This window comes from uncultured Maribacter sp. (assembly GCF_947495965.1).
Classification (GTDB): Bacteria; Bacteroidota; Bacteroidia; order Flavobacteriales; family Flavobacteriaceae; genus Maribacter_B.
Map to the genome: position 1 here is coordinate 218,243 of NZ_CANMBB010000001.1, position 21,228 is coordinate 239,470.

The 21,228-nt window shown below is 32.0% G+C and carries 16 protein-coding genes and 1 tRNA gene; 12 read left to right on the forward strand and 5 right to left on the reverse strand.

Translation table 11 applies throughout. The features are described 5' to 3' along the window. Positions 1-2 precede the first annotated feature (2 nt). Positions 3-464 (forward strand): RNA methyltransferase, encoded by a 462-nt coding sequence (locus tag Q0820_RS00975; protein ID WP_298484338.1) that lies wholly within the window; start codon positions 3-5, stop codon positions 462-464. Between the two features lie 81 nt (positions 465-545). Here the strand turns inward: Q0820_RS00975 and Q0820_RS00980 are convergent. Then, a tRNA-Gln gene (locus Q0820_RS00980) sits at positions 546-617 on the reverse strand. Between the two features lie 165 nt (positions 618-782). On the opposite strand from Q0820_RS00980, the gene Q0820_RS00985 reads away from it, so the two are divergent. Then, entirely contained in the window at positions 783-4,091 is a 3,309-nt protein-coding gene (locus Q0820_RS00985; protein ID WP_298484339.1) for a DUF2723 domain-containing protein, read from the forward strand. Positions 4,092-4,172: 81 nt separating this feature from the next. Here the strand turns inward: Q0820_RS00985 and Q0820_RS00990 are convergent, their stop codons facing one another. After that, complete coding sequence (locus Q0820_RS00990) at positions 4,173-4,469, reverse strand: thioredoxin family protein (RefSeq protein WP_121063107.1); 297 nt, start codon at positions 4,467-4,469, stop codon at positions 4,173-4,175. A 92-nt stretch (positions 4,470-4,561) separates the two neighbouring features. Next, a complete protein-coding gene (locus tag Q0820_RS00995; RefSeq protein WP_298484340.1) occupies positions 4,562-5,791 on the reverse strand; it encodes a metallophosphoesterase in 1,230 nt (409 codons plus the stop codon). 304 nt (positions 5,792-6,095) lie between these two features. On the opposite strand from Q0820_RS00995, the gene polA reads away from it, so the two are divergent. The 3 genes from polA (at position 6,096) to Q0820_RS01010 (ending at position 11,186) form a co-directional block, all read left to right on the forward strand. Further along, positions 6,096-8,936: a DNA polymerase I gene (gene polA, locus Q0820_RS01000; RefSeq protein WP_298484341.1), complete on the forward strand. Its 2,841-nt coding sequence runs from the start codon at positions 6,096-6,098 to the stop codon at positions 8,934-8,936. A 109-nt stretch (positions 8,937-9,045) separates the two neighbouring features. Next, a complete protein-coding gene (locus Q0820_RS01005; RefSeq protein WP_298484342.1) occupies positions 9,046-10,680 on the forward strand; it encodes a hypothetical protein in 1,635 nt (544 codons plus the stop codon). A 170-nt stretch (positions 10,681-10,850) separates the two neighbouring features. Continuing rightward, the gene (locus tag Q0820_RS01010) at positions 10,851-11,186 is read left to right on the forward strand and encodes a T9SS type A sorting domain-containing protein (RefSeq protein WP_298484343.1); all 336 of its coding nucleotides are present in this window, start codon (positions 10,851-10,853) and stop codon (positions 11,184-11,186) included. Between the two features lie 60 nt (positions 11,187-11,246). Here Q0820_RS01010 and Q0820_RS01015 read toward each other — a convergent pair whose 3' ends face one another. Then, complete coding sequence (locus tag Q0820_RS01015) at positions 11,247-11,732, reverse strand: hypothetical protein (RefSeq protein ID WP_298484344.1); 486 nt, start codon at positions 11,730-11,732, stop codon at positions 11,247-11,249. Between the two features lie 253 nt (positions 11,733-11,985). Between Q0820_RS01015 and rplM the strand changes: the two genes are divergently transcribed. From rplM to tsf, 4 genes are all read left to right on the forward strand, one after another. Continuing rightward, positions 11,986-12,441 carry a 50S ribosomal protein L13 gene (gene rplM, locus Q0820_RS01020; RefSeq protein ID WP_298484345.1) on the forward strand — a complete coding sequence of 152 codons (456 nt, stop codon included), beginning with the start codon at positions 11,986-11,988 and terminating at the stop codon, positions 12,439-12,441. Then, positions 12,441-12,827 carry a 30S ribosomal protein S9 gene (rpsI, locus tag Q0820_RS01025; RefSeq protein ID WP_121063121.1) on the forward strand — a complete coding sequence of 129 codons (387 nt, stop codon included), beginning with the start codon at positions 12,441-12,443 and terminating at the stop codon, positions 12,825-12,827. The genes rplM and rpsI overlap by 1 nt, the downstream gene beginning before the upstream one ends. A 233-nt stretch (positions 12,828-13,060) precedes the next feature. Continuing rightward, positions 13,061-14,131: a 30S ribosomal protein S2 gene (rpsB, locus tag Q0820_RS01030; protein WP_298484346.1), complete on the forward strand. Its 1,071-nt coding sequence runs from the start codon at positions 13,061-13,063 to the stop codon at positions 14,129-14,131. Positions 14,132-14,229: 98 nt separating this feature from the next. Next, a complete protein-coding gene (tsf, locus tag Q0820_RS01035; protein WP_298484347.1) occupies positions 14,230-15,186 on the forward strand; it encodes a translation elongation factor Ts in 957 nt (318 codons plus the stop codon). A gap of 105 nt (positions 15,187-15,291) precedes the next feature. Here tsf and Q0820_RS01040 read toward each other — a convergent pair whose 3' ends face one another. Beyond that, the gene (locus Q0820_RS01040; protein WP_298484348.1) at positions 15,292-17,163 is read right to left on the reverse strand and encodes a peptidase M61; all 1,872 of its coding nucleotides are present in this window, start codon (positions 17,161-17,163) and stop codon (positions 15,292-15,294) included. A 180-nt stretch (positions 17,164-17,343) separates the two neighbouring features. On the opposite strand from Q0820_RS01040, the gene pyrH reads away from it, so the two are divergent. The 3 genes from pyrH to Q0820_RS01055 all read left to right on the forward strand — a co-directional run bounded on the left by pyrH (position 17,344) and on the right by Q0820_RS01055 (position 21,192). Beyond that, the gene (pyrH, locus tag Q0820_RS01045; RefSeq protein WP_298484349.1) at positions 17,344-18,051 is read left to right on the forward strand and encodes a UMP kinase; all 708 of its coding nucleotides are present in this window, start codon (positions 17,344-17,346) and stop codon (positions 18,049-18,051) included. A gap of 40 nt (positions 18,052-18,091) precedes the next feature. Then, positions 18,092-18,649 (forward strand): ribosome recycling factor, encoded by a 558-nt coding sequence (gene frr / locus Q0820_RS01050; RefSeq protein WP_298484350.1) that lies wholly within the window; start codon positions 18,092-18,094, stop codon positions 18,647-18,649. Positions 18,650-18,804: 155 nt separating this feature from the next. Further along, a complete protein-coding gene (locus Q0820_RS01055; protein ID WP_298484351.1) occupies positions 18,805-21,192 on the forward strand; it encodes an MMPL family transporter in 2,388 nt (795 codons plus the stop codon). The last annotated feature ends 36 nt before the right edge of the window (positions 21,193-21,228 follow it).

Genomic DNA, 21,228 nt, shown 5'->3' on the forward strand with positions numbered 1-21,228 from the left:
AAATGCAACCAAATAATTTTACAACCACCTTTTTTGGAATAGGCATTCAAAACGGAAAAACACCTGAAAACTTAGGAGTTTTATGGCGTACTGCTCAAAATTTAGGAGCCAGTTTTATATTTACAATCGGAAAAAGGTATGCTAATCAAGCCTGCGACACCCATAATGCAGTAAAATCACTTCCTTACTACCATTACAAAGATTTTAATGATTTTTTTGAACATTTACCAAAAGGAGTACGCATTGTTGGCGTAGAAAAAACCAAAAATGCAGCAAACCTAGAAACCTTTTCTCACCCCAAACGTTGTGTATACTTATTAGGCGCAGAAGACAATGGACTAACAATTGAAGCCATGGAACGCTGCCATTTTCTAGTTCAATTTAATTCTGAATTTAGCTTAAACGTAGCTGTAGCAGGAAGCATAGTACTCTATGACAGAAGCAGAAATAAACCTATGCAGTAAAAAATTCCGCTAAAAAAGTGTATTTATAAAAAAACAAAAATCCTAACATCTAGGATGTTAGGATTTAATCTTAAACTTTAGTTGGCCCACAAGGACTCGAACCTTGAATGACGGTACCAAAAACCGGAGTGTTGCCAATTACACCATGGGCCAATAATCATTAAGAGCGTGCAAATTTAAAACAAACTTTCATTTGCACAAGCATTTTTTAAATAATAATTTAAAAAATACATAAAAAGCCTGTTAAGGTTTATAAAAATTATTCCTTTGTATCTATATTAATTAGTAAATTCGCCATCAGGTAAAACTTAGAATTACATGTTTTCTAAAAACTTCAAAAAATGGGACACCATCTTAGGATGGGTAGTTTTCTCTATAGCACTTATTACATATTTTTTAACCGTAGAACCTACAAGTAGTTTCTGGGACGCAGGAGAGTATATAGCTACATCTGCTAAACTACAGGTTGGTCACCCTCCTGGAGCTCCATTACTACAAATGATAGGTGCTTTCTTTGCTATGTTTGCATTTGAACCAGAACAAATAGCTCGTATGGTAAACTTTGTATCTGGTGTATCTAGCGCCTTTACTATATTGTTTATGTTTTGGACCATAACCAACTTAACTAAAAAATTAATTAATCCCGATAAAAAATTTACAAATAGCAAAGCTATTGCAGTTTTGGGAAGTGGTTTAGTTGGCGCTTTAACTTTTACTTATTCTGATAGTTTTTGGTTTAATGCTGTAGAGACAGAGGTTTATTCTATGGCTAGTTTTATAATGGCTTTATTACTATGGATGGGACTTAAATGGACGGATGATTTAGAAAACCCCAGAGGAAGTAAATGGATTATTCTTATTTCTTTTGTAGTTGGCTTAACTTTTGGAATACAATTTATGGGCTTTTTAGCTATACCATCTATAGGCCTACTTTATTATTTTAAAAAGTATAAAAAAACTACTGTAAAAAACTTTCTTATTGCCAATGCGGTTGTTATTGCCATTTTAATGCTGGTTTATAAATTTTCTTTAACCTATGTTTTAAAAGTTTTTGGTTGGGGAGAAGTTTTCTTTGTAAATAATTTAGGACTACCATTTAACTCTGGCTCTATAATAATAGGAATACTATTTGTTGCAGCTTTCTATTTTGGATTAAACTATACTAGAAAAAACAACTTTAAAACAGCAAACACCATAGTTTTATGTCTTTTATTTTTATTCTTAGGATTTTCATCATGGTTAATGCTACCCATAAGAGCTAATGCAAATGTTGTTATTAATGAGAATAACCCATCAGACGCTAGATCATTATTAGCGTATTACAATAGAGAACAGTATCCAGGTGTAGATAGCCCATTTTTTGGAGGATACTACTCCGACGCTTTTGCAGAAGCTGGTCCAGAAAGAGATGAAAAACCAAAATACGAAAAAGACTACGCCTTAGGTAAATATGTAATTGTAAATCATTACAAAAATGCACTACCTGGGCCAAATGAAAAGCATATTGGCTTTTTACCCAGAATGTGGAGTACACAACACGCCGAAAATTACATGCGCTATTTTGGACCATTAGATTTTAAAATGACAAAATCTAATGATGAATTAAGAAAAGCCGTAAGTCAAGTTAAAGAAGGATTAAGGACTGGAGAAATAGATACAGAACAATATATTAGTTTCCTAAGAAGGTTTAGTGAATATATAGAGGTGCAACCACCAACTGTTTGGCAAAACATTAAATACATGATAGAGTTTCAATTTAACTACATGTATACACGTTATTTTATGTGGAATTTTGTGGGTAAGCAAAATGATATTCAAGGTAGATATAATGACAATGGAAATTGGATTAGCGGCTTTACTCCTATAGATAGCTGGCGACTAGGAAGTCAAGAAAACCTACCTTCTGATGTTTTAAATAACAAAGGAAGAAACACATACTTTTTTTTACCACTAATTCTTGGTATTGTAGGTTTGTTTTTTCAGATTTCTAAAAATCCAAAACATTTTTGGGCTTTACTAGTATTTTTCTTATTCACTGGTTTAGCTATCCAATTCTATACAAACCCATATATATTTCAGCCAAGAGAAAGAGACTATTCCCTTGTAGGCTCATTTTATATTTTTGCAATTTGGGTAGGTATAGGTGTATATGGCTTATTCTTTGAACTTAAAAAATTAATAACCCCAAAAATTTTAGCTCCCGCAATAACCATTATTTGTCTCTTAGCAGTACCAACATTAATGGCATATCAAAACTGGGATGATCATGACAGATCCGGAAAATTTACAGCAAATTCTTCTGCTAAAGCTTATTTAGATTCTTGCCAAAAAGATGCTGGAGCAATATTATTTACCATAGGAGATAATGACACTTTTCCGCTATGGTATGCGCAAGAAATTGAAAAGTATCGTACCGATGTTCGCATAATATGTACAAGTCTTTTCGAAACAGATTGGTATGTAGATCAAATGAAAAGGAAAGCTTATGAAAGTGACCCTATACCATCACAAATTACCCACAACAAATACCGTTGGGGATCAAGAGATGTATTATACCACCAAAGCATGACAGAAAACAGGTGGTCTGTAAAAGATTTTATAAACTGGATAGATAGTGACAAACCACGTACTAAACTAAAATACATTTTACAACAACAAGGTGGAGACCTAAGTGCTTATTCTGAAAACACACAGAATATGGTGTATTACCCAACTAATAAAATACGCATACCTGTAAACAAAAAGAATGTTCTTGAAAATGGACTTGTAAAAGCAAAAGATAGCGCATTAATAGTTGATTATATTGATATTGAACTACCTTCTGCTATTACCAAAAAGAGTATGATGATGCTAGACATTCTAGCAAATAATGATTGGAAAAGGCCTATCTATTTTTCTGGAGGAAGTTTTGACGATGCAGAATTTATTTGGATGAAAGACTATTTACAATTAGATGGCCTTGCCTATAAATTAGTTCCTATTAAAACAGAAAGAAAAAATTCTTTTGACATGGGACGCATTGATACTGATTTAATGTATTCTATAGTAAAAGGTTGGGACTGGGGAAATTCTGGCGCAAACATTTATCATGATACGCAAACAAGGATTCAAGGCCTATCCTTTAGAGGAAATTTAGCACGTCTTACGGAAGCTTTATTACAAGAAAATAAAATTGATAAAGCAAAAGAAATAATAGACCTCTCTATTACGCAAATGCCTGTAGATTACTTTGGGTATTACACTTTTGTAGAACCTTTTGTAGATGGTTACTATAAAGTAGGTGAAACAACAAAAGCTAGAGATTTATTTAATAAGCTAAAAACTAAATACCAAGAACGCTTAGACTATTATGCAGGCACCACGCTAGATGAACAATATAGTAAGATTGATGAAATCATTACTGACATGGAAGCTTATAGAAGGAATATAGATATTCTTATCTCTAATAACGATCGCGAGATGGCTGAAAAAGAAACTCTAATATTTAATGAATATATAGATAAGTTTCAGCACTTTTATAAGGATGAAATAGTAGAAGAACCTATTATAGAGCCTAACACAACTAACCCTGATTTAAAAGATACTGTACAAATAAAAGACAGCACTTTACAAACCATTAGCCAATAACTAATGCATTACTCTTAAATAAAAGCATAAAAAAGCAAGGTGTACATGCACCTTGTTTTTGTTTTTAATAAATAGAAGAATTTATAAATACTCGTTTAAAATACCAATAAGTGTATTAGCATCTTGCTCACCACTTTGTCGCCAAACCATTTCTCCTTTTTTGTATATCATTAAAGTAGGCAAGCCTTTTACTCTTAAAGCCTGAGCTAGCTCTTTATTCTTATCTACATCAATTTTTATAACCTTTCCCTTATCTCCTAAGGCAGCGGCCACATCTCTTAATATAGCATGCATGGCAGTAGATTGATCATTCCATTCTGCGTAAAAATCAAGCAGTACAGGAACGTTTAAATCTATTAGTTCACCAAATTTAGACATATATTTAACTTTGCATTATTAGCCAAATGTAATAAAAAATGTTAAAATACCGCTAATACATAGGTATTTACAAGCTATACAATAGGTTAAATTCATGTTAACTTTTTCCTCTTTAAGGTTATTACAGTTATTTCTGGCCATATTCCTACCCTACCAGGGTACCCTAAAAATCCAAACCCACGGTTTACATTTATAAACTGTCCTGCCTCCTTATAAATACCTGCCCAATAGGTGTAGCGCCATTTAACTGGGCTCCATTTTATCCATCCAGGAATCTCAATTCCAAATTGCATTCCGTGTGTATGCCCGCTTAAAGTTAAATGATAGTGGTATGGGTCTTTTATAACCTTTTGCTCCCAATGCGAAGGGTCATGACTCATTAATATTTTAAAATCGTTATTATTAATTTTTGAAGCAGCCTCATGTAAATCTCCCGCTTTTTTAAATCCACCTTTTCCCCAATTTTCAACTCCTACTAATGCTATCTTATCCTCTCCTTTAGTTATATACTTACTATCATTCAACAAAAGATGAAACCCCATCTCCTTTTGTATTTTTTTTAATTCCTTAAGATTTTCTTCTTTAGCCTCTTTAGAAGGCCACTGAACATAGTCTCCATAATCATGATTTCCTAAAACTGAAAACTTTCCATCTTTAGCTTCCAAAGTAGAAAAAAGGTCCTTCCAAGGATGCATTTCCTCTGCTTTATTATTTACCATATCCCCTGTAAACAATAAAACATCACTTTTTTGCTCGTTAATTAAATTTATAGCATATTCAATTTTTTCACGATTATCAAAGCTTCCACTATGCACATCGGATATTTGGGTAATTTGATATCCATCAAAAGAATCCGGTAAATCATCATACTCTAAATCATACTTTAAAACCTTAAAATTATATTTTCCTTTATACATTCCATACAGCAATGCTCCAAAAGGAATTGCCGCTATACCTAATGCCAGTGTACTTATAAATTTACGCCTATCAGGCATATTAAATACTTTATCTCCACCAAAAAACTTATTATAAGCAGCAAATAAAAAACGAAAAATATCTTCAGAAAACAGAAAAATAACTGTCACTAGCTTAAACACTAATAGAATTATAAAAAAACTAAAGGCATACGTTTTCACCCTAGTTAAAGCCCCACCGGAACCCTCTACAACTACAAACTGAAATAAAAAATTAAGCAACACCAATACAGACAAACCAATATACAAGTAAACTATCCACGGATTTTTTGTTATAGTTTTAAAGCCTTGTACAACATATAATCCTAAAATTAAATAGAGTAATGTAAATAGTACTATACGAATCATTCTTATTATTTTTTTTTGCAAATGTATTTGATTAGAATACTCTTTATTAATATTTTACCTTTTATTTAACGCTTTACACTCCTATTCCTATAACACTTAAACTCGTGTTCCCCACTTTGTAAAACTTTATAAGAAAGTAACATAAGCATATTTTTTGTCGAAAACCCTTTCCGCTCCTTAAAAACATTCCTCATTTTTATCTACACCATTCTTAAAATAGACATGAAAATTTACATTAAAAACACAATATTTTATACCTTACCACATTAATTCGTAGTTTTGAAATTCTACAACAATAACACTAATGGCAGAACAAAAAAGACTTTTTTTACTAGACGCATTTGCATTAATTTTTAGAGGATATTACGCACTTATTAAAAACCCTAGAATAAATTCTAAAGGAATGGACACTTCTGCTATTATGGGGTTTATGAATTCTTTGTTAGATGTTATCCGAAGAGAAAAACCCGATCACCTAGCGGTATGTTTTGATAAAGGCGGAAGCGTAGAAAGAACCGAATTATTTCCAGAATATAAAGCCAATAGAGACGAAACGCCAGATGCTATTCGTATAGCCATACCTTATATTCAAGATATTTTAAATGCTATGGATATTCCTGTTGTTGTTTTACCAGGCTACGAGGCCGATGATATTATAGGAACCTTAGCAAAACAAGCCGAAAAAGAAAATTACAAAGTCTACATGGTTACTCCTGATAAGGATTTTGGGCAATTGGTTTCCGAAAATATTTTCATGTACAGACCTGCTCGCATGGGTAATGGTATTGAAATTTGGGGAATTCCAGAAATTCAAAAACGATTTGGCGTACAAAGACCAGAACAGGTTATAGATTATTTAGGGATGATGGGAGATGCCAGTGACAACATTCCAGGATTGCCAGGCGTAGGCGATAAAACTGCAAAAAAGTTTATAGAACAGTTTGACTCTATGGAAGGTCTTTTAGCAAATACCGATAAGCTAAAAGGCAAAATGAAAGAGAAAGTAGAAGCCAATGGAGAATTAGGATTACTTTCTAAAAAACTTGCAACAATAGACATTAATTGTGATGTTACTTTTAAAGCAGATGATTATAAGCTCTCTACTCCCAATAGCGAAAAAGTTCAAGAAATTTTTGAAGAACTAGAATTTAGAAGACTTAGAGACCAGTTCTTAAAGCTTTTTGCCCCAAAAGAAGAAGAAAACCTCACAGAAACCCCATCAAAAACAGAAAAAACAGCCCCTAAAAAAGCCAACCCAGCTGGTCAAGGCCAGTTTTCTCTTTTTGGCAACGACGGAGATTCTCCTGCAACATTAGAAACCGTATCTAGCAGAAAAACAATTAAAGATATTGCGCATTCTTACCAAAGTATTGCTCCAGGAATGGCCATGAAACTTTTTGTTCAAAATTTAATGAAGCAAACTTCTGTATGTTTTGATACAGAAACAACTGGCTTAAACCCGCTAACTGCTGAGTTAGTAGGTATTGCTTTTTCTTGGGAAGCCACAAAGGGCTTTTATATTCCTTTTCCCGAAAATAAAGAAGAAGCTCAAAAACTTATAGAGGAGATACGTCCATTTTTTGAATCTGAGGCTATTGAAAAAATAGGACAAAATTTAAAGTATGACATTAAGGTTCTTGATAAATACAATATAAAAGTTAAAGGCCCTTGTTTTGACACCATGTTAGCTCACTATCTAATTAACCCAGATATGCGTCATAATATGGATGTTTTAGCAGAAACCTATTTAAACTATACGCCAGTTTCTATAACCGAGTTAATTGGAAAAAAAGGTAAAAATCAGTTATCCATGCGAGAGGTTCCGTTAGAAAAACAAACGGAATATGCTGTTGAAGATGCAGATATTACCTACCAATTAGCACAACACTTTAGACCAGAACTTTCTGAAGCTAAAACAGATGGTCTTTTTAAAGATATTGAAATTCCACTTTTACATGTTTTAGCAAAAATGGAATTAGAAGGCATAAACTTAGATAAGACATTCTTAAACTCTCTTTCTAAAGATTTAGATAATGATATTAATATTCTGGTTTCAAAAATATATGAAGCTGCTGGCGAAGAATTTAATATTGCATCCCCAAAACAACTAGGAGAAATTTTATTTAATAAATTAAAACTAGTAGACAAACCTAAAAAAACTAAAACAGGTCAATTTTCTACCGCAGAAGATGTTTTATCATATTTAGCAAAAGACCATGAAATAATTCAAAATGTTTTAGATTACAGAGGTCTTGCTAAATTAAAAAGCACTTATGTAGATGCCTTACCAGAACAGATTGAAGAAAGTACTGGTCGCGTGCATACAGATTATATGCAAACAGTTGCCGCCACAGGCAGATTAAGTAGTAACAATCCTAACTTACAAAATATTCCTATCCGAACAGAGAGAGGAAGACAAGTACGTAAAGCTTTTATACCTAGAGATAAAGATTACACTATACTAGCAGCAGATTACTCGCAAATAGAACTTCGTATTATTGCTGCTTTAAGTGAAGAAACCACAATGATTGAAGCATTTAAAAATGGAGAAGATATTCATGCATCTACTGCTTCAAAAGTATTTAATGTTCCCATAGAAGAAGTTACAAGAGAACAACGTAGTAATGCAAAAACTGTAAACTTTGGGATAATATATGGTGTATCTGCTTTTGGGTTAAGTAACCAAACAGATTTATCTAGAGGAGAAGCAAAAGAACTTATAGATACGTATTACAAAACCTACCCTAAACTACGTAACTACATGAGCGAATTAGTAAATTTTGCTCGCGATAATGGCTACGTACAAACTGTTTTAGGTCGTCGTAGATATTTAAAGGACATTAATGGCAGTAACGCCATAGTTCGTGGCGCAGCAGAACGTAATGCAGTAAATGCACCAATACAAGGTAGCGCAGCAGATATTATTAAAATTGCCATGATTAATATTTACAAAAAACTTGAAGAGGGCAATTACAAATCCAAAATGCTACTGCAAGTACATGATGAATTGGTTTTTGATGTTTATAAGCCAGAACTTGATAATTTAAAGTCTTTAATAAAAGAAGAAATGGAAAATGCTTATACATTAGCGGTTCCTTTAGATGTTGAAGTTGGCTTAGGAGATAATTGGCTGGAGGCGCATTAACATTCATAAAACATTAGAGAATTACATCATTTCATCGAAAAATAGTAAGGTTTGCAATGCAAAGTGTTAAATTTACGTTACAACATTGTAACCATTAACCAACGTTTTTATGAAAAAAAGTTCCTTTTTTTTAGCATTCACATTCCTTTTATCTTTTTATTCTGCACAAGCGCAAAGCACAGATATAGACAAAGAACCAATTGAAATAAATTACGTAAGATTACCCGAAAAACCAGTTTTAAATGATGCTAATCGCACTTTTTCAGTACTATCTTTAAACTCGGAAGTACTTACACAATCTTTGCCCGAATTATACTTTGAAAGTGAAATAAAATTATCTGGCTTCACCAAATTAAACAATGATGCTTTTATAGCCATTCAAAGCAAATTAATAGATGTTACTTTAATTAGCAATGATATAGATTCTACACCAAAGAGCAGAACAGATAAAGATGGAAAAGTTACTCGCTGGACAGAATATAAAACAATCATTAAATACAGAACAGAAGGCAGTGTTACAGTTACCTCTGCAGACCAATCTATAAATGAAGTTTTTACATTTAATGGAAATAAAACAAAAAGCAGTAAAGTATTTGATAATTATGAAAGTGCTAGGGCTTTTAGAAACAGTAACGCTATAAAAACACTACGCATAAACTTTATTAAAAACGTAATAAGCACTGTTAACTCTAGAATATCAAGTCTTTTTGGTTATAAAGAAATAAAGTCCAAAAAGAATTTATGGGTTTTGGACTCTAAAAAACACCCAGAGTACGAGGACCATAAAACTAATTTTAAAATAGTAGAAGAGGCTTTTTCTAAAATGAAAAGCTATGAATCTCTAGATAATTTAAAATTAGAAGTGAAGCCTGCCTTGGAATACTATAAAAGTATTCTCTCTAAATATGAAGGCAAGGATAGGAAATCTAAAAAACTACGATACGCCTCGCTTTATAATATAGGTTGGATAAATTATTATTTAGATAATCCAGACGAAACTGCTACCTATGGTGCAAAAATAATTGAAAACGATTACGACAAAGCAGACGGAAAGTCTTTAGACAAAAAAGCAATAGAACTAAGAGATGTATTTGCCATAAACAAAACCAATACACGTCATCTTAAAATTTTAACAGAAGACAAAACAGATTATTACGGAGCATCTTCAAATCAATTTATAGATACTAATGACCCTGACAAACCTTTTGACCCCAAAACAGACCCGGACTACTCTCTCTCTTTTGTTATAACTAACTCAGGAGATACCATACCAGGCTATATTAACATGAAAAAGATTGACAAATTAGCTGGAATTTTAAAAACCTATGTAAAAGATTTAGAAGGGAAACCTGTACTTAGAAATTTTGGCGCTCACGAAGTAAATACTTTGGTCTTAGGAAATGGAGAAAAAAGATACACTTTACCATTTAAAGAAGCAGATGATGCAGTAACAATGTCTTCTTTTGATAGAGCTAGTTACAAATATGTAAAGCGTATTTATGCATCTAAAAAAATTAATCTTTATGAATACCAATCTAGAGAGTTAATAATTAAAAAGAATACTGACAAAAAAGGGTATTCTACTTCAAGCTCTGGTTGGTTAATGGCATTTAGAAAAAAACTTGGCAACTTATTAGGAGAAGACTGTCCTGAACTAAAAGAGCGTGTAAAAGAAAAAGAATTTGAGAATAATGCTAATAGCATAGTAGAGTTTATAAAAGCATATGAAAATTGCGAAAAGTAAATAACTTCGATTTATTTTTAAGAAGCACAAAGAGCCATATTATAATATAATATGGCTCTTTTATTTATAACAAAAGTTAAATCTCACTTAAAAAAATAAACTATAGCTAATGTAAACATCCAGAATTTGTAACTTCAAGGTTCTAAATTTCTTTTACGATTACTTACACAATGAGACTATTCTTAATTCTAACAACTATTTTCTTATGCATTTACTCTAATACAAATGCACAGAATACTATTGAACATAGGATACAAAAACACACACAAAATTTAAAAGTATTCCCCAACCCTGCAACAAATGTAGTAAACGTGTTAGGTCTAAAAAATGCAACTAACGCTAATATAACAGTAGTAGATACTTATGGCACTACCGTATTAAAACATAACTGGGAAATAAAAAATAACGCTATAAATATTCCTATTTCATCCCTTTCGTCAGGCATATATAGGATTACTATACATTCCAATGAAGAGCATGTACAAACAAAATTTTTAAAAAAGTAACCATAAAAAAGCCGTTAAGAAAATACTTAACGGCTTTTTTATATTTTAAAATAAACTTGCTTATTTTCTATTAAATATAAGCTCTCCTTTAGTATTAAAATTAGGTATATCCAAGCCTTCTGCATCTACTGTCATCACATCTCCTTCTATGGAAGCTTTTGCACTAATATCTTTTCCGTTTTCATCTTTAAATTGTAAAACGCCATCTTTATAGGTATATACTGTAGTTTCTATATCCTTAGCACTTGGGCATTCAACTATTAACCCTGTAACACCCGCATTGATCTCAAGATAATTAACTGCATTTTCACTAACTAAAGTTGCATCTTCCTTAAACTCAAAAGTTACGATAGCGCAATCTTCCTTTATAAGTTTCTCTAAAGCATCTTCTGCTAAGTTTATATATGTACCTGCAGCCTCTGCATCTACATTAAATTCTACAAGTTCCCATTTTCCAACAATAGAATCTTTGTTAGATAGTGCATCTTTGGAACAAGAAGAAAAAAGAATTCCGATTGCAATTATAATAAATGTTAATTTTTTCATTGGTTTAGTATTTGGTTATTTATTTTACTGGTAATTAGAACAAAACGTAAACTAACAAACAATATTGTACTGTCAGAACTATATAAAAGCCACAACAAACTAGACATAAAACAAAGGAAAATCAATAAATTCACAAACTGGAATAAAAAAATAAAAAATAATAAGAAACAACCATTTGTATTTCAACTTAATAGTTGTACATTTGCAGCCCTCTTAAAGGGAAAGAAGTGTATAATAGAAAAAAATAGCAGTAGTGGATACATTAAGTTATAAGACTGTTTCAGCAAATAGAACAACCGTAGACAAGCAATGGGTATTGGTTGATGCTGAAGGAGAAACGTTAGGGCGACTTGCTTCTAAAGTAGCAAAAATACTTAGAGGAAAGCATAAAACAAATTACACTCCTCATGTTGATTGTGGAGATAACGTAGTTATTATTAATGCAGAAAAAATTACCCTTTCTGGTAACAAATGGGATACTAAATCTTATAGCCGTTATACAGAATATCCAGGAGGTCAACGCCACACATCTGTAAAAGATATGTTAGCTAAGACACCTGAGCGTATTGTGGAAAAGGCTATAAAAGGAATGCTTCCAAAAACTAGATTAGGTGCTGAACTATTTAGAAACCTTAAAGTTAATGTAGGTCCTAACCACGGTCAAGAAGCACAAAAACCAACTGTTATTAACTTAAACGAATTTAAATAATGGAGATAATTCATAAAATTGGTAGAAGAAAAACAGCTGTTGCTCGTGTTTATCTTTCTGAAGGAACAGGAAATATTACTATAAACTCTAGAGATTTAAAAGAATATTTTCCAACTGCAACTTTACAATACAAAATTAAGCAAGCTTTTGCATTAACGGACACTGTTGACAGTTATGATGTTAAAGCAAATGTTTATGGTGGTGGTAACACTGGTCAAGCTGAAGCTATTCGTTTAGCTTTATCTAGAGCTATGTGCGAAGTAGACGCTGAAAACAGATTATCTCTTAAACCAGAAGGTCTTTTAACTAGAGACCCAAGAATGGTAGAACGTAAGAAATTTGGTCAGAAGAAAGCTCGTAAGAAATTCCAGTTCTCTAAACGTTAATACAGAAATACCAGGGTATTCTTTCGAATACCCTTTTTTATATTTTATAACTAGTTCATTGAAAGTCTCAAAAAAGAGACACTTAAAAATCTTATTACCATTTCTAATAGTAATAAGTAAGGGTAGGTTTTTAAAATCGCCCATTTAGTTTAGCATCTAAATAGTAGAGGCTTGCATACATATGCATACCACTCTAGTATTGCTAATTCATAAGAACGTAAACTAAAACAAAAATGGCGAAAGTCGAAGTAAAACAATTATTAGAAGCAGGTGTACACTTTGGACACCTTACAAGAAAATGGAATCCAAACATGGCTCCTTACATCTACATGGAGCGTAATGGGATTCACGTAATTAACCTTTACAAAACGGTTGCAAAATTAGACGAAACCAACGATGCTTTGCGTAAAATAGCTGCATCTGGCAGAAAAATCTTATTTGTTGCAACAAAAAAACAAGCGAAAGACATAGTTGCTGATAAAGTATCTAAAGTAAACATGCCATATATTACAGAAAGATGGCCTGGTGGAATGTTAACCAACTTTGTTACTATCCGTAAAGCTGTTAAAAAAATGGCTTCTATTGATCGTATGAAGAAAGACGGTACTTTCATGACTCTTTCTAAAAAAGAACGTTTACAAGTAGATCGTTTAAGAGCTAAATTAGAAAAGAACTTAGGTTCTATTTCTGAAATGACTCGTTTACCTGGTGCTCTTTTCATAGTAGATACTATGAGAGAACACATTGCTGTTAAAGAGGCTCAAAAATTGAATATTCCAATTTTTGCTATGGTAGATACTAACTGTGACCCAAGAGATATTGATTATGTAGTACCTGCAAATGATGATGCATCTAAATCTATAGACATTATTATGGAACAAGTTACTGCTGCAATTGCAGAAGGATTAGCAGAACGTAAATCTAGTAAGCAAGAAGCACCAAAGAAAGATGCTCCTAAAAAAGAATCAGCTCCAAAAGCAGAAACTCCTAAAAAAGAAGAAGCTAAGGTTGAAGCACCTGCAGCTCCCGAAGCTAAAGCTGCTCCTGCAAAAGCAGACGATTTAACAAAAGTAGAAGGAATTGGACCTAAAGCTGCAGAGGCTCTAGTAAATGCCGGATTTGTTACTTTCGCTGACTTAGCTAAAGGTGATGCCGAAAAGATTAAAACAATCTTAACAGAAGCTAGCTCAAGAATGGCTCATTTAGACCCAACTTCTTGGCCAAAGCAAGCACAAATGGCTGCCGATGGTAAGTGGGACGAGCTTAAAGAATGGCAAGATAACGTAAAAGGTGGTGTAGAATAAATTTATAGATACATCAAAATATCTATAATTTAACATTACCCTAAAACCGGATACAATAATTGTGTCTTATTTTACATAATCAAAAAAAATAAAAGAAAATGGCTAAAATTACCGCCGCAGAAGTAAATAAATTAAGAAAAGCTACAGGTGCAGGAATGATGGACTGCAAAAAAGCCTTAGTAGAAGCAGAAGGAGATTTTGACAAAGCAATTGAAGTTCTTCGTAAAAAAGGACAAAAAGTTGCTGCTAAAAGAGCAGATAGAGATTCCTCTGAAGGTGCTGCAGTTTCTAAAGTAAATGCAGACAATACTGTTGGTGTTGCAATAGTATTAGGTTGTGAAACTGACTTTGTTGGTAAAAACGAAAACTTTCTTTCTTTAGCAAATGAACTTGCTGAAAAAGCAATAAACTTTGACAATAAAGAAGATTTTTTAGCATCTGATTTTGGAGGAATGACAGTTGCTGATAAATTAATTGAACAAACAGGTGTAATTGGTGAAAAATTAGAAATCAACTCTTTTGAGAAGTTAGAAGCTCCTTATGTTGGTTCTTACGTTCACATTAACAAAATTGCAGCTTTAGTTGGTTTAACTTCTAAGAATGAAGTAGTTGCTAAAGATGTTGCTATGCAAGTAGCTTCAATGGGTGCAACAACTTTATCTTATAAAGATTTTGACCCTGCATATATTGCTTCTGAAACAGAAGCTAGAATTGCAGTTATAGAAAAAGATAATATTGAGTTAGGCCGTTTAGGTAAAACTCTTAAAAACGTACCTCAGTATATTTCTATGGCGCAATTAACTGATGAAGCTTTAGCTAAAGCTGAAGAAGCTGCAAAAGCAGAGCTTACTGCAGAAGGAAAACCAGAGAAAATCTGGGATAAAATTCTTCCTGGTAAAATGCAAAGATTTATTGCAGATAATACAACTTTAGACCAAGAACAATGCTTATTAGATCAGAACTTTATTAAGGACGAGAAAATAAACGTTGCTAAATATGTTGCTTCTGCTGGAGATTTATCTGTAACAAGCTTTAAGCGAGTTGCTTTAGGATAAATAATTCCTGAACATAAATTATTAAAACCGTCTCTAGAGACGGTTTTTTTATGCAAAAAAAATATGCTGCTTTATAAAGCAGCATATTTAATTTTTAGCAAACAATTAATTTTTTAACCAAGCCTCTCTAAGATTTAAACTCTTTTCTGACACAGAATCTAAACTAGATAGTTTAGTTACATTTAAAATTGGACTACCAACTTTTCCTTCAATAACAACTTCTTCCCCATTACGAATCACAACCATCTTAATTAATGTTTCTGGAGTCCAACCAAAGCTCTCTCCTATTATAGGTCTTATCGCTGCTAAACTAATTGGAGTGCCATTAATACTTTTTATAACATCTCCTCCTTGTATACCTAAATCTGTATAAAAAGAACTTAATTCTATACCTTCTCTTACAAAAACGGAATTATTATTTTCTTGATCTACATCTATAAACGGCATTTCTCCTGCTAAAAAATATCCAGTTTGCTGTTGCTCTGTTATTTTCCCTAAGCCTACTTTAGCAAAATAAGTAGCATAATCTATTGGTGTACTTCCTATAACATGGGTATCAAAAAATGTTTGTAATTCTGGATACGTCATCTTTACAATTTCAGCAATTAATTTATCATCCTCAAAAGGGGTAGAAACATCATATTTTTTAGAAAGTTCTTTCATTAGCCATAAAATTCCTTTTTCTCCATTACTTAGTTCACGTAATGTAATATCTAGAGCCATATTTATTAAAGCTCCTTTTTCATATACATTAGCATAGTTTTTCTCATAAGGTTCTTTTAGTATATTTTTACTCATTGTAGTAAAAGACATAGCATCATCATAGCTTTTAGAGTTAGCTACTTTATCCATTATTCTTTTATAAAACTCATCTTCAGAGATTAATCCTTGTTGAATTTGAAATAGGTTTGCAAAATATTCTGTTGTTCCCTCATACATCCATAAATGCTGCGACATTTTTGGATCATTAAAATCAAAATACTGCACTTCTTCAGAATGTACATTTAATGGTGTTACTATATGAAAAAACTCATGAGAAACAACATCTACCATTGCCTGTTCTAATCTTTCTCTAGGCATAGCTTCTGGTAAAACAACCACCGTTGAAGTATGGTGTTCTAAAGCACCAAAACCACTTGCATCCGCATTATCCATTTTAGATAAATACAAAAGAATGTTATATTCTTTTGTTCCATCTATATCTCCTAGAAATGCTTTTTGAGCGGTCATCATTTTCTCCATACGATCTTTTAAGCTAGCAGCAGTATACACATTATTAGGAGAGTATACACTTAAAGTAACCGTAATATCATTAATCTGAAAACTTTCTGTATTTGCTTTAGCATATAATATTGGATTATCAATAACATCAAAATACCTATTTGCAGTAAAAACATCTTTCTCTAATTGTAAAGTTTCATTACCCTTAACCTTTAGTGATGTCGTAGAAAAAAGAGATTTAGGTTTTGTTATATGCAATTCATAAGGCATCTCTTTAAAATTCTGAAAATAACCAACAAAACCATGAAGATTAAGCACAAAATTCTGATTTTTTAAAATATTTGTTCCAGCTGGAGAAAAAACGGCATCAGACACTTGTGCTTCCGTATCATAAGTGTCATTTACATAATACATGATTTTATCTAATTTTTTTGCATCAGATATTACCCAAGAATTAACATCGTCATGTGTAAATGATAATTGATTCCCTTCATAATCTATCGCCTTAAAACCATCAATATATTTACCATAATCATCTATACTATACGTACCAGGAATTGTTTTGGGAATTAAAAATGTTGTCTCATCTGTATTTATTACTCCAGGGTTAATTGTAACTAAAACTTTATCATCTACGACGTTTAAAATATCTATATGCGTTATTATCTTAGAATTCGTAACCGTACTTACATTTTTTGTTGCTCCACAACCATATAACAACATCCCCAACATTACTACAAAAATTATTTTTCTCATTATGCTTTTTAATTTTAAATTAAAGTAGCCTTAAGGCTATATATTTTCTTAAATGCAAGGATATAAAATTTAATAGAGTATTCCAGATGAATTTAGAAATAATTAAGGCAATCATATCCCAAAAACAATACTATAAGGATAAATATTTTTGATTATTTTTGCGGCAACTAATTATACAACATGCAATACAAAAGAATACTTTTAAAACTTAGTGGAGAAGCACTAATGGGAGAAAAGCAATACGGTATAGATCCAATAAGATTAGCGGAGTATGCCGAAGAAATTAAAGAAGTTGTAGCTAAAGGTATTGAAGTTGCTATAGTAATTGGCGGCGGTAATATATTTAGAGGAGTAGCTGGTGCTGCCACAGGAATGGATCGTGTACAAGGCGACCATATGGGTATGTTAGCTACTGTAATAAATGGACTAGCTTTACAAAGTGCATTAGAATTAAAAGATGTACAAACTAGATTACAAACTGCCATTAAAATAAATGAAGTTGCTGAGCCTTTTATTAGAAGAAAAGCAATGCGCCATTTAGAAAAAGGCCGTGTTGTTATTTTTGGTGGCGGAACAGGAAATCCTTATTTTACAACAGATTCTGCTGCAGTTCTTAGAGCAATTGAAATTGAAGCAGATGTAATTTTAAAAGGTACTCGTGTAGATGGGATTTATACCTCTGATCCTGAAAAAGATAAAACTGCTACAAAATTTGACACTATTTCTTTTAAGGAAGTATTAAATAAAGGCCTAAAAGTAATGGATACTACTGCTTTTACTCTAAGTCAAGAAAATGAATTACCTATTGTTGTTTTTGATATGAACACAAAAGGTAATTTAATAAAACTTGTAAATGGAGAAAATATAGGAACGGTAGTAAATCTATAATCTTTACTCTATTAATGTTAGATATATTAAAAATTAACTAATGAACGAAGAAATACAATTTATACTAGACACTACTAAAGAAAGTATGGAATCTGCTTTATTACATTTAGAAAAAGCATTTTTAAAAATCCGAGCTGGAAAAGCAACTCCTGCAATGTTATCTAGTGTAATGGTAGATTATTATGGATCGCAAACACCATTATCTCAAGTTGCAAATGTAAACACTCCAGATGCAAGAACTCTTACTGTACAGCCATGGGAAAAAAATATGCTTCAAGAAATAGAAAAAGCAATTATGATTGCAAATCTGGGGTTTAATCCTATGAATAATGGAGAAAGTATTATCATTAACGTTCCACCGTTAACTGAAGAAAGAAGAAGAGATTTAGCAAAACAAGCAAAAGGCGAAGCTGAAGATGCGAAAGTTAGTATTCGTTCTGCAAGACAAGATGGCAATAAAGAAGTAAAAAACTTAGAAGATGCCTCTGAAGATGTAAAGAAAAATACAGAAGCAGATATACAAGAATTAACAGATACATACACCAAAAAAATTGATGCTTTTCTTGTATTAAAAGAAGCTGAAATCATGAAAGTATAATCTATCTACAAATTTTTCTTACAAAAGCGACTATAATGGTCGCTTTTGTACTTTTAAGACTATTCTAACTAGGTAATTTTAGGAACACAAGGTATCATTTTTTACCTTTGCCTTTGCAATTTTACAATTGCTTTTACAAAAACAAGCGTTAATTAATGGTAGCTAAACTTATAAAAGGATTTTGGGCTAAAACTGCAAATATAATCCTTAGAAATAGAATTTTAATTTTACTACTAATAGTAGCTTTCACCGTTTTTATGGGCTTGCAATGGAAAAATATGCGCTTTTCCAGTTCCCAAGCAAATTTATTACCAGATGACCATCCTGTTAATTTAGAATACAATTCTTTTTTAAAACAATTTGGCGAAGAAGGTAATGCTGTTGTATTTGCAATAAAAGACAGTACTTTCTTTACTACAGACAATTTTAATCGTTGGAACAAACTTAGTAAACAATTAGGGGCTTTTCCAGAAGTAGATTTTGTTTTATCTACAGATAACTTACAAGAACTAAAAAAAGACACCACCAAAATGCAGTTTGTTATGGAGCCATTATTAAAAAAGGCTCCCAAAACACAAGCAGCAGTAGATAGCATTAAAAATCATTTATTTAATAATTTACCATTTTACGAGAATTTATTATTCAACAAAAAAAGCGGTACGCTACGTACTGTAATGTATTTAGACAAGGATATTGTTAACACCTCGGTAAGAAAAGATTTTATCTTAAAAGATATGACACATCTTATAGATAATTTTGAAGAAGAAACAGGTTTAGATGTTCGTATATCAGGGATGCCATATATACGCACCATGAACTCTCAAAACATTATTGATGAAATTGGGAAGTTTATATTAGCTGCTTTAGGAGTAACCTCTTTAATTTTCTTTTTCTTTTTTAGGAGCGTTAGAGCAACATTTATCTCTATGTGTGTGGTTATAATAGGTGTTATGTGGGCTTTTGGAATCTTAGGGCTTTTACAGTATGAGATTACAGTACTTACAGCTCTAATACCGCCATTAATAATTGTAATAGGTATTCCAAATTGCATCTTCTTAATAAACAAATACCAACAAGAAGTAAAAAAACATGGTAACCAAGCACTTTCTTTGCAGCGTGTAATTTCTAAAATTGGTAATGCTACATTAATGACAAACATTACCACTGCTTCTGGATTTGCAACTTTTATTATTACAGATAGTAAGCTTTTAAAAGAATTTGGTATTGTAGCTTCTATAAATATTATTGGAATTTTTATTTTATCATTACTTATAATTCCTATTATTTATAGTTTTATGTCTTTACCTAAAACAAAACATTTAAAACATTTAAATAAACGTTGGATCGATGCTTTTGTAAATTGGACAGAACGTATTGTTAGACACAAAAGAATTACAGTTTATATAACTTCTATAGTCTTATTAGTAGTTAGTATTATAGGAATTTACCAGATTGATATTTCTGGAAGTCCAATCGAGGATATGCCAAAAAAGGAACAATTTTTTAAAGACATTCGTTTCTTTGAAAAAGAGTTTGATGGTATAATGCCTGTAGAAATTGTTGTAGATACCAAACGTCCTAAAGGTGTTTTAAAACCTGCAACATTAAAAAGAATAGATAGGTTAAGTACTGTTATTGAAGAAATTCCAGAACTCTCTAAACCTGTATCTGTTGTAAACTTAGTAAAATACTCTAAACAGGCATTTTATAATGGTATTCCAAAATACTACCAATTGCCAACTACGCAAGAGAATAATTTTATCATGGATGTTGCTCGTAAATCTGCAGATAATGGCAACATGCTAAAAAGTTTTGTAGACAGCACTGGGCAAACTGCAAGGATTACAACTTTTATGAAAGATGTAAAAACTAGCAGAATGGAAGAAATTGAAGCAAGATTAAATGAAAATATTGCTAAAATATTCCCAAATGAAAGGTTTACAGTATACATGACTGGTAGTGCTTTAATCTTTTTAAAAGGCACTAAGTATCTTGTAAAAAACTTAATCCTATCGCTGGCACTTGCAATCTTATTAATTGCATTATTTATGGCGTACTTATTTCGCTCCTTTAGAATGATAGTTATCTCTTTAATACCCAATCTTTTACCGCTAGTTGTAACTGCTGGTGTTATGGGGTTTGCCGGAGTACCCATAAAACCTTCTACAATTTTAGTGTTTAGTATTGCTTTTGGAATATCGGTAGATGATACTATTCACTTTTTAGCAAAATATAGGCAAGAACTAATAGCAAACCGCTGGAAAATAAAAAAATCTGTATATGCTGCCTTAAAAGAAACAGGAGTTAGCATGTTTTACACTTCTATTGTTTTATTCTTTGGTTTTTCGGTTTTCATTATATCAAATTTTGGTGGCACGGTAGCTCTAGGAGCTTTAGTTTCTGCGACTTTACTTTTTGCAATGCTTGCCAATTTAATACTATTACCCTCCCTATTGCTTTCTTTAGAAAGAAGCATAGCAAACAAACAAGTATTAAAAAAGCCGCAGATAGACATTTTGCCTAAAGAAGAAGATAGAAACTAATCCTATTTATACCTGTTAGAAACATCAAATTTTTAT

What these genes read in the sequence shown, in the direction of transcription:
- frr (WP_298484350.1), top strand. Translation starts at nt 18,092, where the DNA reads ATGAACGAAGAAATACAATTTATACTAGACACTACTAAAGAAAGTATG.
- Q0820_RS01055 (WP_298484351.1), top strand. Translation starts at nt 18,805, where the DNA reads ATGGTAGCTAAACTTATAAAAGGATTTTGGGCTAAAACTGCAAATATA.
- Q0820_RS01005 (WP_298484342.1), top strand. Translation starts at nt 9,046, where the DNA reads ATGAAAAAAAGTTCCTTTTTTTTAGCATTCACATTCCTTTTATCTTTT.
- Q0820_RS00985 (WP_298484339.1), top strand. Translation starts at nt 783, where the DNA reads ATGTTTTCTAAAAACTTCAAAAAATGGGACACCATCTTAGGATGGGTA.
- Q0820_RS00990 (WP_121063107.1), bottom strand. Translation starts at nt 4,469, where the DNA reads ATGTCTAAATTTGGTGAACTAATAGATTTAAACGTTCCTGTACTGCTT.
- tsf (WP_298484347.1), top strand. Translation starts at nt 14,230, where the DNA reads ATGGCTAAAATTACCGCCGCAGAAGTAAATAAATTAAGAAAAGCTACA.
- polA (WP_298484341.1), top strand. Translation starts at nt 6,096, where the DNA reads ATGGCAGAACAAAAAAGACTTTTTTTACTAGACGCATTTGCATTAATT.
- Q0820_RS01015 (WP_298484344.1), bottom strand. Translation starts at nt 11,732, where the DNA reads ATGAAAAAATTAACATTTATTATAATTGCAATCGGAATTCTTTTTTCT.
- pyrH (WP_298484349.1), top strand. Translation starts at nt 17,344, where the DNA reads ATGCAATACAAAAGAATACTTTTAAAACTTAGTGGAGAAGCACTAATG.
- Q0820_RS01040 (WP_298484348.1), bottom strand. Translation starts at nt 17,163, where the DNA reads ATGAGAAAAATAATTTTTGTAGTAATGTTGGGGATGTTGTTATATGGT.
- Q0820_RS00995 (WP_298484340.1), bottom strand. Translation starts at nt 5,791, where the DNA reads ATGATTCGTATAGTACTATTTACATTACTCTATTTAATTTTAGGATTA.
- Q0820_RS01010 (WP_298484343.1), top strand. Translation starts at nt 10,851, where the DNA reads ATGAGACTATTCTTAATTCTAACAACTATTTTCTTATGCATTTACTCT.
- rpsB (WP_298484346.1), top strand. Translation starts at nt 13,061, where the DNA reads ATGGCGAAAGTCGAAGTAAAACAATTATTAGAAGCAGGTGTACACTTT.
- rpsI (WP_121063121.1), top strand. Translation starts at nt 12,441, where the DNA reads ATGGAGATAATTCATAAAATTGGTAGAAGAAAAACAGCTGTTGCTCGT.
- Q0820_RS00975 (WP_298484338.1), top strand. Translation starts at nt 3, where the DNA reads ATGCAACCAAATAATTTTACAACCACCTTTTTTGGAATAGGCATTCAA.